The sequence below is a fragment of the Lactobacillus sp. C449L genome (genome assembly GCF_059900815.1).
Window position 1 is genome coordinate 1 of the sequence record NZ_JBWXGA010000077.1, and the last position, 542, is coordinate 542.

At 66.1% G+C, this 542-nt stretch carries 1 protein-coding gene; it reads left to right on the plus strand.

Annotation, left to right across the window (positions count from 1 at the left end):
- On the plus strand, positions 1–513 hold a 513-nt coding region (locus tag AC2JF9_RS08370; RefSeq protein WP_500726871.1), incomplete at its 5' end, for a 16S rRNA (guanine(527)-N(7))-methyltransferase RsmG.
- Positions 514–542 lie beyond the last annotated feature (29 nt).

Genomic DNA, 542 nt, shown 5'->3' on the forward strand with positions numbered 1-542 from the left:
TCCTTGCCGGACGTGTGGACCCGCCACATCGCCGACTCGGCCCAGCTTCTCCGCTTCTCCCCTTCCCCGGAGGCGTCCTGGCTGGATCTCGGGACGGGCGCGGGGTTTCCCGGGCTGGTCGTCGCCGCGCTCCACTCGGGGCCGGTCACGCTGGTCGAGGAGCGCCGCCTTCGCGCCGCCTTCCTTGCCGAAGCGGCGGATCGGATGGGCCTGCGCGACCGAGTCACGATCCAGTGCACGAGGGTTGAAAGATTCGATTCGCCCCCGTTCGATGTGATCAGCGCCCGCGCTTTCGCTCCGCTCGGCCGGCTTCTTGCGCTTAGCCACAGCTTTTCCACAGCAAAGACGCGCTGGATCCTGCCAAAAGGGCGAAATGCCGCCGCCGAACTGGAAGCTGCCCGATCTTCATGGCAGGGTGACTTCCGGCTGGAGAAGAGCCTGACCGACGATGATGCGGGAATCGTCATCGCCGAAGGCGTGATGCCGAAGCGGAAAGGGAGAGGCGCGCGATGATCCGGATTGCCGTTGCCAATCAGAAGGGC